The 11,961-nt window shown below is 72.2% G+C and carries 15 protein-coding genes; 12 read left to right on the top strand and 3 right to left on the bottom strand.

Translation table 11 applies throughout. From position 1 onward, the window contains the following. Nucleotides 1-163 precede the first annotated feature (163 nt). Together ACG2DA_RS18455 and ACG2DA_RS18450 are read right to left on the bottom strand one after the other, a co-directional pair. Nucleotides 164-1,006 carry a transposase gene (locus tag ACG2DA_RS18455; RefSeq protein ID WP_395257542.1) on the bottom strand — a complete coding sequence of 281 codons (843 nt, stop codon included), beginning with the start codon at nucleotides 1,004-1,006 and terminating at the stop codon, nucleotides 164-166. A 254-nt stretch (nucleotides 1,007-1,260) separates the two neighbouring features. Next, entirely contained in the window at nucleotides 1,261-1,890 is a 630-nt protein-coding gene (locus ACG2DA_RS18450; protein ID WP_395257540.1) for a DUF456 family protein, read from the bottom strand. A gap of 172 nt (nucleotides 1,891-2,062) precedes the next feature. Here ACG2DA_RS18450 and ACG2DA_RS18445 point away from each other — a divergent pair, with 172 nt between their 5' ends. Together ACG2DA_RS18445 and ACG2DA_RS18440 are read left to right on the top strand one after the other, a co-directional pair. Beyond that, nucleotides 2,063-2,659, top strand: coding sequence for a hypothetical protein (locus tag ACG2DA_RS18445; protein WP_395257538.1), 597 nt, complete (start codon nucleotides 2,063-2,065; stop codon nucleotides 2,657-2,659). Next, entirely contained in the window at nucleotides 2,659-3,339 is a 681-nt protein-coding gene (locus ACG2DA_RS18440) for a class I SAM-dependent methyltransferase (protein ID WP_395257536.1), read from the top strand. The genes ACG2DA_RS18445 and ACG2DA_RS18440 overlap by 1 nt, the downstream gene beginning before the upstream one ends. A 63-nt stretch (nucleotides 3,340-3,402) precedes the next feature. Here ACG2DA_RS18440 and smpB read toward each other — a convergent pair whose 3' ends face one another. Then, complete coding sequence (gene smpB / locus ACG2DA_RS18435; RefSeq protein ID WP_395257534.1) at nucleotides 3,403-3,906, bottom strand: SsrA-binding protein SmpB; 504 nt, start codon at nucleotides 3,904-3,906, stop codon at nucleotides 3,403-3,405. A gap of 175 nt (nucleotides 3,907-4,081) precedes the next feature. Here smpB and ACG2DA_RS18430 point away from each other — a divergent pair, with 175 nt between their 5' ends. The 10 genes from ACG2DA_RS18430 (at nucleotide 4,082) to ACG2DA_RS18385 (ending at nucleotide 11,902) form a co-directional block, all read left to right on the top strand. After that, entirely contained in the window at nucleotides 4,082-4,852 is a 771-nt protein-coding gene (locus ACG2DA_RS18430; protein WP_395257532.1) for a lipoyl protein ligase domain-containing protein, read from the top strand. A 31-nt stretch (nucleotides 4,853-4,883) separates the two neighbouring features. Beyond that, a complete protein-coding gene (gene lipA, locus ACG2DA_RS18425) occupies nucleotides 4,884-5,882 on the top strand; it encodes a lipoyl synthase (RefSeq protein WP_395257530.1) in 999 nt (332 codons plus the stop codon). A gap of 14 nt (nucleotides 5,883-5,896) precedes the next feature. Further along, on the top strand, nucleotides 5,897-6,148 hold the full coding sequence (locus ACG2DA_RS18420) for a hypothetical protein (protein ID WP_395257528.1): 252 nt from the start codon (nucleotides 5,897-5,899) through the stop codon (nucleotides 6,146-6,148). Beyond that, nucleotides 6,145-6,549: an HNH endonuclease gene (locus ACG2DA_RS18415; protein ID WP_395257525.1), complete on the top strand. Its 405-nt coding sequence runs from the start codon at nucleotides 6,145-6,147 to the stop codon at nucleotides 6,547-6,549. The genes ACG2DA_RS18420 and ACG2DA_RS18415 overlap by 4 nt, the downstream gene beginning before the upstream one ends. Then, nucleotides 6,542-6,805, top strand: a complete 264-nt coding sequence (locus ACG2DA_RS18410) for a lipoyl domain-containing protein (protein WP_395257523.1) — start codon at nucleotides 6,542-6,544, stop codon at nucleotides 6,803-6,805. The genes ACG2DA_RS18415 and ACG2DA_RS18410 overlap by 8 nt, the downstream gene beginning before the upstream one ends. Beyond that, nucleotides 6,798-7,826, top strand: a complete 1,029-nt coding sequence (locus tag ACG2DA_RS18405; RefSeq protein WP_395257521.1) for an ATP-binding protein — start codon at nucleotides 6,798-6,800, stop codon at nucleotides 7,824-7,826. Before ACG2DA_RS18410 ends, ACG2DA_RS18405 begins: the two co-directional genes overlap by 8 nt. Before the next feature lie 146 nt (nucleotides 7,827-7,972). Further along, nucleotides 7,973-8,506, top strand: coding sequence for a Minf_1886 family protein (locus ACG2DA_RS18400; RefSeq protein ID WP_395257519.1), 534 nt, complete (start codon nucleotides 7,973-7,975; stop codon nucleotides 8,504-8,506). Further along, the gene (locus ACG2DA_RS18395; protein ID WP_395257517.1) at nucleotides 8,503-9,039 is read left to right on the top strand and encodes a hypothetical protein; all 537 of its coding nucleotides are present in this window, start codon (nucleotides 8,503-8,505) and stop codon (nucleotides 9,037-9,039) included. Before ACG2DA_RS18400 ends, ACG2DA_RS18395 begins: the two co-directional genes overlap by 4 nt. A 164-nt stretch (nucleotides 9,040-9,203) precedes the next feature. Continuing rightward, nucleotides 9,204-11,198: a thioredoxin-like domain-containing protein gene (locus tag ACG2DA_RS18390; RefSeq protein ID WP_395257515.1), complete on the top strand. Its 1,995-nt coding sequence runs from the start codon at nucleotides 9,204-9,206 to the stop codon at nucleotides 11,196-11,198. 164 nt (nucleotides 11,199-11,362) lie between these two features. Continuing rightward, complete coding sequence (locus ACG2DA_RS18385) at nucleotides 11,363-11,902, top strand: hypothetical protein (RefSeq protein ID WP_395257513.1); 540 nt, start codon at nucleotides 11,363-11,365, stop codon at nucleotides 11,900-11,902. Nucleotides 11,903-11,961: the final 59 nt, after the last annotated feature.

Raw genomic sequence — 11,961 nt, 5'->3', positions numbered from 1 at the left:
GGAACGCCGCACAGGTCGGCGTGCGGTGGCAGTTCACGACCGCCGAGGCGCGGATTAAACTCCGCTCGCTCTACCCGACGATCGAGCTGCAATGAACCACTAGCGCGCTTTTCCCAAAGTCGTTTCGGGGCTTACCAGCCCGGAGCGCAAGAGGATTTTGCGTTTAGCCCACGGTCGGGCGGAGGGCGTGGAGGATCAGCTTGGCGGTGACGTAGGGCAGGACGCGGGGGTAGGTCCGCACCCACGGCGGCAGGTCCGTCAGGCCGGCCGACGAGGCCTTCAGCGCCCCGAACGCCCGCTCGATCGCGACCCGGCTCCGCATCAGCGCCGCCCCGAAGCTCGCGGTCGCCGAGCCGGTCGGCGCCCTCAAGAGGGCGAAGCTGCGGAGTCGGCCGGGCCGCTGCCGGCGGCGGCCGAAGCCGCCCTTTCGCTTGGGGCTGACCAACTGCACGCCCGCGGCGTCCGCCTCGGCGTGGATCGTGTTGGCGTCGTAGTTGCCGTCGGCGACCACGTAGCAGGCCGACGGGGCGGCCCGCAGCATCCGCTTGGCCATCCGCTTCTCGCACCCGTCCGGCCCGCCCAGCGGCGTCAGCCGCCAGTCGGCGATCGTGCCGTCGGCCCGGCGGAGCAGGTGCAGTCGGTAGCCCTTGGCCGTCACGCCCCCGGCCAGACCGAACTTCGCGTGACGGTCCGTCGAGTGCGGCCCGATCCGGATCGCGCTGCCGTCCAGGGCGGCGACGATCCCGCCGCCGGGCGTGCGGACGAGGGCTCGGTCCAGGGCGGCCAGCAGCCGGCGGACCGAGGGGGAGCGCATCCGCCGGGACATCGTGGTTCCGCTGGGCAGGGGGCGGCCGCGGAGGCAGATCGGCCAGTTCCGCCGGTCGCAGGCCTGACCGATCGGCAGGCGGTGGACCGCCGCGAAGAAGTAGACCTCCAGAATGCGGACGTCGCTGAACACGGGCGTGCGGCCGGGGCGGGGGTGGTGCAGGCGGCGGAGTTCGGTCACGATGGCCGTCCAGAGTTGGCGCCTCACGGCGATCTCCCGCAGGGGGAACGTGGCGAGTGGTGGAACACCCGCTACCGTGAGGCCCAACTCGTTTCTGCGCAACCGCTTGCGGAGCGAAGCGCAAAATCCTCGCAAGCTCCGGCCGTGAGTCGTCCGGTCCGAAGGCTGCGCCGACGGCCGATGCTTGCGCATCGGGCTGGTATTCGCGGCGACGTTTCGAGGAAACGCGTTCTCACGCCCCGGCCGCGGGGCGGTCAGGCGTCGGCGCCGATCGGGCGGACGGGGGCGGCCGGGTTCGGAACGGCGTCGTCCAGCGGGGTCTCCACGGAGCGGGGGACGAAGGTCATCACGGCGAGAACGGCGACCATCACGGCGCCGCAGGCCAGCTTGCCGCCGGTGCCGACCAGCCGGCCGATCAGGGCGCCCTTGCCGATCTGGAGGGCGTCGGCGCCGGTCCGCCCCTTCCAGGTCTCGCCGAGGTAGGCGCCGGCGAAGGCGCCCGCGGCCCCGCCGCCGACCGCGCCGATCAGCGGCCCGACGACCGGCACCGGCACGCCGACCGCGGCGCCGGCGAGGCTGCCGACCATCGCCCCGACGATCGACAGCAGCATCCCCCGGCGGCTGCCGCCCTCCTTCTTCGCCCCCGCGGCCCCGGCGGCGAATTCCAGCCCCTCCCCGATCAGCGCCAGCCCGAGCAGCACGGCGACCGTGCCCCAGCCGAAGCCCCAGCCGTACTCGTCCTTCGGCATCAGCCAGGCCCACGCCGCCGCCAGCGCCAGCACGGCCCAGTTCCCCGGCAGGGTGAACAGCGTGCTCGCCCAGCAGACCGCCGCCAGCAGCACCATCGGCACGGCGAGGGTGAAGTAGAACGCGGTCGGGTCCATGGGGAGGGGAAAGGGGCGGGGCGTAAGGGGTAAGAGACGACCGGCGTTCGCCGCCGACCCCACATCCTTCGACGAGCCGCCGAAGTCGCAACGGGACCGTCCCGATTTGCGGTTCGGCGGCGGGCATCGCATTCTTTCCCCTCACGCCTTACGCCTTGCCCCTGAAGACGCCGTGTCCGACGCGACCGCCCCCGCCGCCGCCGACGCGGTCGAGTACACCATCCGCCGGAAGGTGTTCAAGCTGTTCGGGGCGGCGTTCCACATCTACGACCGGGACGGGAACGTCGTCGGCTACAGCAAGCAGAAGGCCTTCAAGCTGAAGGAGGACATCCGGATCTACCGGGACGAGTCGATGGACGAGGAGTGGCTGAAGATCGCCGCCCGCAGCGTGATCGACTTCTCCGCCGCCTACGACGTGACCGACAGCCGCACCGGCGAGTTGATCGGCACCCTGCGGCGGAAGGGCCTGAAAAGCATGTTCCGCGACGCCTGGGAGGTGCTCGACGGGAACGAGCGCCCCGTCGGCCACATCCAGGAGGACAGCGCCCTGATGGCGACGATCCGCCGGCTGACGGACTACGGCTGGATCTTCCCGCAGAAGTTCACCCTCACCCCGGACGGCGGCGGGCCGGCGATCGCCCACTACTCCACGAACTTCAACCCCTTCGTGCACAAGCTGAAGGTGGACGTGCACGGCGGCAACGCGCTGCACCCCTTCGTCCCGCTGGCCGCCGGCATCCTGCTGGTGGCGATCGAGGGCAAACAGTAGTGGAACCGCCCGCGGCGGGACTGCCCGCCGTGCCGGGCGGGTGGACGGAGACGCCCGTCGGCATCGCCCACCGCCGGGGGAAGCGGGTCTTCCGGCTGCTGACCCCCGCCGACCCGGACGCCCTGCTGGAAGAGCACGCCGCGCTCGGCGGCGACCCGTACTGGGCGACGCTGTGGCCGGTCGCCCGCACGTTCGCCGCCCGGCTCCTGGGCCGCCCGTTCCCCGCGGGGACCCGCGTGCTGGAGCTGGGGTGCGGGTCCGCTCTCGCCGGGCTGGCCGCCGCGGCGGCCGGGGCGGAGGTGACCGCGACGGACGTCGACCCGCGGGCGGTCGCCCTCGCCGCGGCGAACGCGGCCCTCAACGATCTGCCGCTGACGGCGGAGAGGCTCGACTGGTTCGCCCCGCCGGTGCTGTCCGCGGAGGAGCGGTTCGACCGCGCAATCGGGGCGGACCTGCTCTACCAGCCGGACCTGCACGCGGCCCTGTTGAACACGCTGACCGCCGTGCTGGCCGACGACGGCGAGGCGATCCTGGCCGATCCCGGCCGCACCGCCGCCGCGGAGTTCCTGCACGCCGCCGGAGCCGCCGGCTGGCGGGTGCGGCTGGAGGACGAAACCGGCCGCGAACTCTGGCGGCCCCGGGTCGCGGGGCACCAACTCGTGCGGCTGTCGCGGTCGTAGGGTCCGCTCTGCGGACCGGCTTCGGCGGTCGGCGATCGTTCAGCGCGGTCCGCACAGCGGACCCTACTGCACGAAGTGCCGCTTTGCTTCGCGGAGCTTGCGGTCGTCCTCTTTGGCCCGGAGCTTCTGGCGTTTGTCGTGCGTTTTGCGGCCGCGGGCGACGGCGAGTTTGACCTTCACGAAGCCGCGGTGGATGTGGACGTCCACCGGCACCAGCGTGAGGCCCTTCTGCTCGTTGGCCTCGGCGAACTTCCGCAGTTGGGCCTTGCGGAGCAGGAGTTTGCGGTCGCGGGTGCGGTCGTGGTTGTAGCGGCCGGCCTCGGCGTACTCACCGATGTCGAGGTTCTTCAACCACAATTCGCCCCCCTTCACCGTGGCGAAGGCGGTGTCGATGTTCACGTCGCCGTTGCGGACGGCCTTCACCTCGCTGCCGTGCAGCACGACGCCGGCTTCGACCTCCTCGATCAGCTCGTACTCGTGCCGGGCCTTGCGGTTGCGCACGACGACCCGCTCGTTCGGGTCCTCCCCGCCGGTCTTTTTGCGTTTGGACTTCTTGGCCTTGGCCATCGGGAGCGGTCGGGGGCGAACCGGGGGGTGCGACGAGGGGCGGGGGGCGCCGGCGTTTGTGGGCGGTCGGGGGCGACGTAGGATGGAACCGGACGCGACGGGCCGGAGGCCCCAGTCTAGCGGCCGTCGCCCGAATCCGTACCTCCCCCGTCTTCCCCCCCGCCGGACACGCCCCGTGACCTACCCGTTCACCCCGCACCTGCCGGACCGCGGCAGCGACGGGCTGAGCGTGCATCTGCTCGGTCGGGTGGACTGGCCCTCGGCGAAGGCCCTCCAGGAGCGGCTGGCGTTCGATCTGTCCGGCCGCACCGACCGCCACGGCTTCCTCCTGCTCTGCGAGCACCCGCCCGGCGTGACCGTGGGCCGGGAGGGCAGCCGGGCCGACCTCCGCTGCGACGAACGCGACCTCCGCAGCCGGTCGATGGAGGTGGACTGGGTCGCCCGCGGCGGCGGGGCGATCGTGCATTCCCCCGGCCAGCTGTGCGCCTACCCGGTCGTCCCGGTGGCCGAGCGGGGGCCGGACGACGAGAACCCCCTCACCCCGGCCCTGCTGCGGGACGTGCTGGTCTCCGCCGCGTCCGCGACCTGCGACGACCTGCGGGTTTCGAACGAGATCACCCCCGACGGCGCCGCGGTCTCCGCCCGCACCGGGATCGTCGCGGAGGTCGGCGCCGGGGTGCGGGGCGGCTTCAGCCGGTGGGGGCTGTTCCTGTCCGTCGCCCCGGCGATGGAGTTCCCCCGCATGGCCGTCCGCCCGGGCGGGGCCGAGGGCGGCGGAACCGTCTCCAGCCTGTCCGCCGCCCGGCACAACCCGGTCAGCATGCCGGCGGTCCGCAGCAGCCTGATCCGGCGGCTCTCCGAGGGCCTCGGCTACGACACCGTTCACACCTTCACCGGCCACCCGCTGCTCCGCCGGACCACGCGCCGCACCTACGTCCCGGCCTGAACCGTCCCGGTCTGAACCCGGCCCCCACCGTATGTCTCTGCTCCAAGTCATCGACGCCCCCGGCTCCGGCTGCGGAACCCGGTCCGCGTCCGCCCCGCCGGCGAACGCCGGGTCCGTGCTGAACGTGCTAGACGGTCCCGCCCCGGCGGCCCGCCCGGCCCGCAAGCGGCGGTTGCCGGAGTGGCTCCGCCGGCCCCTGCCCGCCGCGGGGATGGCCTTCACGGACGAGGTGATCCGCGATCTGGACCTCGTCACCGTCTGCGAGTCGGCCAAGTGCCCGAACCGCACCGAGTGCTGGAGCCACAAGACGGCGACGCTGATGATCGCCGGCAACGTCTGCACCCGGCCCTGCGGGTTCTGCTCCGTCCCCAAGGGCAAGACCGAGGCCCTGCAACTGGACGAGCCGGACCGCGTCGCCGAGGCGGCCAAACGGCTCGGCCTGGAGCACGTCGTCCTCACCAGCGTGACCCGCGACGACCTGCCCGACGGCGGCGCCGCCCACTGGGCCGCCTGCGTGGTCGCCGTGCGGGAGGCCTGCGAGGAAGGCGTGACGATCGAGGTCCTCACCCCGGACTTCCGCGGCAACGTCAAGGCGATCGATACGGTAATCGACAGCCGCCCGGACGTGTTCAACCACAACACCGAAACGGTGCCCCGGCTCTACCACCGCGTCCGCCGCAACGCGGACTACCAGCGGACGCTCGACCTGCTGGCCCGCGTGAAGGACCGCGCGCCGGAAATGCCCACCAAAAGCGGGCTGATGCTGGGCCTCGGCGAGACCCGCGAGGAGTTGCTGGACACCTGCGCCGACCTGCGGGCGGTCGGCTGCGAGATGCTGACCCTCGGCCAGTACCTGCAACCGACCGGCCAGCACCTGCCGGTGGAGCGGTACGTCCCGCCGGAGGAGTTCGACGAGGTCGGCGAGCTGATGCGAGGCCTGGGCTTCGGCCTGGTCGCCAGCGGCCCCTTCGTCCGCAGCAGCTACCACGCCGGCGAGATGAAAGACGTCCTCACCGCGAATTGGACCTAGACGAAAGCGTCGTCATGAGTTTGACCGAAGAAGTGGCCGAGTTCCTTGGCCGAGGCTGCACGCCGGAGGAGGTTCTGGCGTTTCATCCCTCGGAGGAGGCATCCGAGCGTGTCGGCGATTTGATCGCCAGAAGCAAGAGCGATGCCGGGCTCACCGCGGAGGAGCGGGCCGAGTTGGATCGTGCCCTCCACCTCGAACACTTGGTTCGCCTCGCGAAGAAAAGCGCCGTCGCCGCCCTTGAAGCCGAACGGGCCGTGGCGGCGTGAGCGAGGCGATCAGTTCGGACCTCAACCGACTCGTCCGCCGCCGCGCCCGCCGTCGGTGTGAGTACTGCCAACTTCCCGAAGGGTTGGGGTTCATCACGTTTCACGTCGACCACTGCATCAGCCAGAAACACGACGGCCCCACCGTCGCGGAGAACCTCGCCCTGGCGTGCCCCGCCTGCAACGCCCACAAAGGGTCCGACATCGCCGGACTAGATCCCGAGGAGGACCGCCCGGTCGCCCTGTTCAACCCGCGGACGCAGGTATGGTCGGAGCATTTCCGCCAAGATGATTTCCTCATTGTCGGCCTGACCGCGACCGGTCGGGTGACGGCCCGCCTGCTTCGCATGAACGACGCCGACCGAATCCTCGACCGCTTTGACGCCAACCGCTGGAATGGCTGACGCCCCCTATCTGCCGGTGCCGGCGCCGGCGTTCGGGCGGTTGCCGGCCGGGGCGACGCCGACGTTAGCCGGGTGGCTGGTGGAGACCGGCGAGCCGGTCCGCCGCGGGGAGCGCGTCGCCGAACTGACGATCCCCGGGCTGACCGTCGACGCCCTCAGCCCCGCGGACGGCGTGCTGGTCCGGCAGAACGTCGCCGCCGGACGACCGATCGACACGGACGAACCCCTCGGCTGGGTGGAGCGCACGGATGACTGAGTTCACGACAGGCGAGTCGGTCTGGGACGCCGTCCGCGGGCACGACGCCGTCGTCGCGGGCTTCCGCCGGGCCGTCGGGCGGGGGCGGCTGAGTTCGGCGCTGCTGCTGGCCGGGCCGGCGGGGGTGGGGAAGCGGCTGTTCGCCGACGTCCTCGCCCAATGCCTGCTCTGCCTGCGGACGCCGGACGACGTGCTGGAGGCCTGCGGGACCTGCAAAGCCTGCGTCTCCGCCGCCGCGGACACCCACCCGGACCTGCACCGGGTTCGCTTGCCGGAGGGCAAACGGGAAATCCCCCTCGCCGCGTTCGTCGGCGAGAAGGAGGACCGCGGGACCAGCGGGCTCTGCTACGAACTCTCCCGCCGGCCGGCGCTGTCGGAGCGGCGGGTGGCGATCGTGGAGGACGCGGACCTGGTGAACCCGCAGGCGGCGAACGCCTTCCTCAAAACGCTGGAGGAGCCGCCGGCCGGGGCGGTGCTGATGCTGCTCTCGGACCGGCCGGAGTCGTTGCTGCCGACGATCCGCTCGCGCTGCCAGACGGTGCGGTTCGCCCCGCTGCCGGACGCGGACGTGGCGGCGTTGCTGCTCGACAAGGGCCTCGCGGAGAGCCCCGGGGAGGCGGAGCAGGTCGCCCGGCTGTCGCGGGGCAGCCTGGACGCCGCGACCCGGCTGGCCGACCCGGAGGTGCGGGGCCTGCGGGAGGTCGTCCGCAAACACGTCGGCCGCGGCGGGCCGGTGGCGGCGGCGAAGGCGGTCGTCGGCGCCGTGGAGGCCGCCGGCTCCGACGCCCCGTCGCAACGCGCGGCGGCGGCATGGGTGTTCGCCTTCTGCGCGGACCTGTACCGCGACCGTCTCGCGGGGCTCTCCGAAGAGTTCTTGGAGGACGGCCCGGCGGCGGCGGACCGGCTGGAGCACGCGGCCGCGGCGCTGGACCGGCTCAGCGAGGCGGAGGCCCAGATCGCCCGCAACACCTCCGTGCCCCCCGTCATCGAGGCCCTCGTCTGCGACCTGAACCGCCGGTGAGGGGACGGCGGGACGGGCGGCGGCGGCGGCGGAGCGACCACGGGAAATTCGGGGGGAACGGAATCCGTGCGGACCCGACCTGTCGCCCCGCGGCGAGACTCCGCTACCATCGGTTCGGCCCCCCCTCCACCCACCGCCGTCTCGCAGTGAACCGCCCCGCCGAACGGTCCGAGCCCTGCCCCGACGAACCCCGGGCGGAGCACGCCGACGCCGCCCCGGCCCTCCAAGAATCGGCCTCCCCCGAGCCGACGCCCGCGAAGTCGGCCCCCCTCCCGCCGGCCGAGCCGGCCCGTCGGCCCTTCGCCCGGGAGGCCTACCTGTTCGTCTTCGAGGCCCTGCAGAAGGTTCAGGACGACCTCGCCGCGACCCCGGAACGGCAGGCCGCCCGCAGCGAGCGGCTCCCCGGTCGGCACATCACCGCGGCGGAGTTGTGCGCGGGCATTCGGGAACTCGCCGCCGCCCAGTTCGGCGGGATGGCCCGCACCGTGCTGCGGCAGTGGGGCGTGCGCAACACGGAGGACGTCGGCCGGATCGTGTTCGAACTGGTCGACCGCGGCGAACTGTGCAAGTGCGATGGCGACCGCCCGGAGGACTTCGCCGAGCTGTTCGACTTCGACACCGCGTTCGCCACCGCCTTCGACGCCGACCTCAACGCCGTGACCCTCGTCTCCGCCCGGTGAGCCCGGCCCCGGAACGAACGGCCCCGACGCCGACCGCCCCCACGTCGACCGTCCCGGCGCCGAGTCCCCCGTCCCGGCGGTGGGTCTGGCCGGCGGTCGTGCTGCTGGCGGTCGTGTGGGCGGTCGCGTTGGGGACGTTGGCGTGGACGCGGGCGGACGAACCGACGCTCAACCGGGTGCAGTTCCAGCGTGCGGACGTGGTCCTGCACGTGGTGCTGCTCGAACCCGCCGACGGGGCGGACCGCCGCGGGATGCGGGCGATGGTGATCGAAGCGGTCCCCGGCGGGCGGGGGCCGGTCCCGACGGAGCTGACGCCGGACTCGGAGGTGACGATCCGCGGATTTCCGCCGGACGTCGTGGAGGCGGGCCGGCGGGCGGCCGTGCCGGTGCGGCGGGTCGCGGGGAGTTGGACGGTGGCGGCAGGCCCCGAGGGCCTGCCGAACCTGGTGTATTCCCTGTCGAACCCGGGGGATTGGTCCGATCTGAAGGCGGCGGCGGCGGCGTTGTCCGCCGGACGGGCGCCGTACCGCTGAGAAGCGAACGCCCGGGCCGCCGGCGGGTCGAAGACTGGGGGGACGGCGGAACCGGCGGTGACTCGTGCGCCGGCGCCGTCCTAAGATCGCTGCCGGTCGCTTCGCGCCCGAAGCGCTCGCGTCGGTCGATCGCCGTCGGTCTCTTTTCCCCCCGCACCGTCATCATGCCCCGCTCCGCCGCCCCCGCCCGTCTGTCGACGCGTCGTACCGCCCGCGCCTGGGCGACGGCCGCGGTCCTCGCCGTCGCCGGCCCGTTGGTCGGGCTCGCCCAGGCGGCGCCGCCGGCCTCGGTGATTCTCTCCACCTACCAGCCGAAGGTCGCCGGCGGGCCGGGCGTGGAGATCGAGACCCCGCCGGAGGACCAGTGGGACCAGTGCAAGGTGGAGCCGATCCGCGGCGCCGACAGCGGCTACGTGGTCGTCGGCCCGCAGGGGCAGATCCTGCGGCGGATCCTCGACGCGGACGCCGACGACACCATCGAACTGTTCATCTACTACAACCAGGGCATGGAGGTGTACCGGGAGTGGGACGCCGACGGGGCCCAGAAGAACGCCAAGGGCGAGGCGGTCGTCAGCAGCAATAACTTCCGCTGGGTGAACTTCGGCGGGACGAAGTGGGGCGTGGACGAGAACGGCGACCGCAAGATCGACGCCTGGAAGCGGATCAGCCCCGCCGAAGCCGCCGCCGTCGCCGCCGAGGCCGTCGTCGACGGCGACGCCGCCAAACTGGCCACCGTGCTGGTGACCGAGGCGGATCTGAAGTCGCTGGGCGTCGACGAGACGCTGACCGCCAAGATCGTCGCCGATCTCGCCGACCCGGCGAAGCAGTTGGCGGAGATGCGGAAGGACTCCGAACTGCTGCGTTCCAACCCCACCTTCCAGAGCGTCAACACCGGCCAGCCGGGCCTGATCCTGCCGGGCGAGAGCGCCCGCGGCGAGCTGGAGGTCGTGGAGAACTCCAACGCCCTGCTGAACGTCCCCGACGGGAACATGGGGATCGTGTCGCTGTCCGAGATGGTCCGCGTCGGCGACCGGGTGGACAGCGTCGCCTGGAAGCTGACCGCCCTGCCCCGGCCGGTCGAGGGGAACGGCCAGATCGTGCTCGGCGGCCCGCTGATCCAGCCGCCGGCCGGCATGCAGCTCGGCGACGACGAGGGCGGGCTGGACCCGGAGGTCGCCAAGCTGCTTCAGGAGCTCGCCAAGCTGAACGAGGACCGGCCCGAACCGGACGCCAAGAAGAACGACCACCTCGCCTTCGCCGCGAAGCAGCTCAAACTGCATCGGGAGCTGTTCAAGGTCGACAAGGGCAACGACCGGCCGTTCTGGCTGACGACCCAGGCCGACACCTTCCACGGCCTGTTTCTGAACGACCACATCGACGCGGACTTCGCCCAGACCGAGCTGGGCAAGATCCGCAAACTGGCCGCCGCCGAGGCCCCCGGCGCCCTGCCGATCGTCGATCAGCGGTCGCTGTTCGTGCAGTGGGGCGAGAAGCGTCGCCCGCTGGGCGCCGACCCGGCCCCGGCCGACTTGGAGGAGTTCGAGTCCTGGTGGGAGGACGCCCGCACGGACTTCGTCAAGAAGTACCCGGAGTCCAACGAGGCGGCCACGTTCCTGATCGAACTGGCGATGGAGGCCGAGCAGCGGGGCGAACTGGCGGAGGCGTCGGACTACTACCGGCAGCTCGCCCAGCGGTTCCCGAGTTCGCAGCTCGGCAAGAAGGCGGCCGGCGCCCTGCGGCGGCTGAACCTGGAGGGCAAGCCGCTGGAGTTCCGCCTGCCGCTCCGCAGCGGAGGGACGATCACCTCCGCCGACACCCGCGGGAAAGTCACGCTGCTGACCTTCTGGAACGTGGAGTGCAAGCCCTGCCAGCAGAACCTGCCGATCCTCAAGGACCTCTATCAGAAGCACGGCGATAAGCTGGAGATCATCGCGGTGAACGTGGACGAGAGCCCCAACGGCATCGCCCAGTACGTCAAGGACAACGGCGTGCCCTTCCCGATCGCCTTTGAGGAGGGCGGCTTCAACGGGCGCGCGGCGACGGAGTTCGGCGTGGTCAACCTGCCCACGATGATCCTCGCCGACCAGCAGGGCCGCGTCGTCAGCGTGAACCCCGATATCCGCGACGTGCAGACCAAGGTCCCGCAGTTGGTGAAGTGACGGGTTCGTTGGGTCCGCTGTGCGGACCGCGCAGCATGACGGCCGGGCGGCCCGAGCACGGTCCGCACAGCGGACCCTACGGGGACGGCCGGAACCGCTCTCGCCACGCCGCCCGGGTTCTGTCAGAACCCGGGCGGTTCGCTGCGCCCCTCGGAAATTCGCCCATGTCGCCGTCGCCCCGTCTGACGCTCGCCGCGGCGCTGCTGTGCGGTTCCGCCCTGTCCGGCGGGGCGCTGGTGGGCTGCGGCGGAGGGCCGCGGAACAGCGGGGCCGCGATGAGCCTCGCCAAAGTGGACGCCGTGGAGATCACGGACGCCTTCGCCTACGACCCCCGCCGGGCGAATCAGGCCCGGCGGCCGATCTACACCGAGGACCCGGACACGCTGCTGCGGATCGAGGGCTGGCTCCAACAGATGGAGGAGCGCTGGGAGCCCGCCAAGGGCGACCCCCGCAGCGTGCGGTTCCAGGTCCGCCTGCTGGCCGACGGGCGGCCGCATGCGACGCTCTGGCTGGACAACGGCTACGTGCAGATGAGCGACGGCGGCAACCGTCTCCGCGGCATGCGGCTGAGCACCCAGGAGACCGCCCAGGCCGCCGCCCTGTTCGGCCTGCACCCCGCCGAACTGACGATGCCCGAACTCCCCGACAACCGCGGTCCCAAGCCCCCCGAGGCCGGCCCCCAAACGATGGTCGGCCGGCGGTAACCGCCGCGGGAAGCGAGCCGTTGGAGCCGCGACCGTGAGGGAGCGTCACCGTGCGTTCG

The sequence above is a fragment of the Alienimonas sp. DA493 genome, assembly GCF_043951915.1.
In the GTDB taxonomy this organism is placed as follows: Bacteria; Planctomycetota; Planctomycetia; order Planctomycetales; family Planctomycetaceae; genus Alienimonas.
The sequence above is the reverse complement of the archived record's forward strand: the minus strand, read 5'-3'. Positions and strand labels throughout refer to the sequence as shown.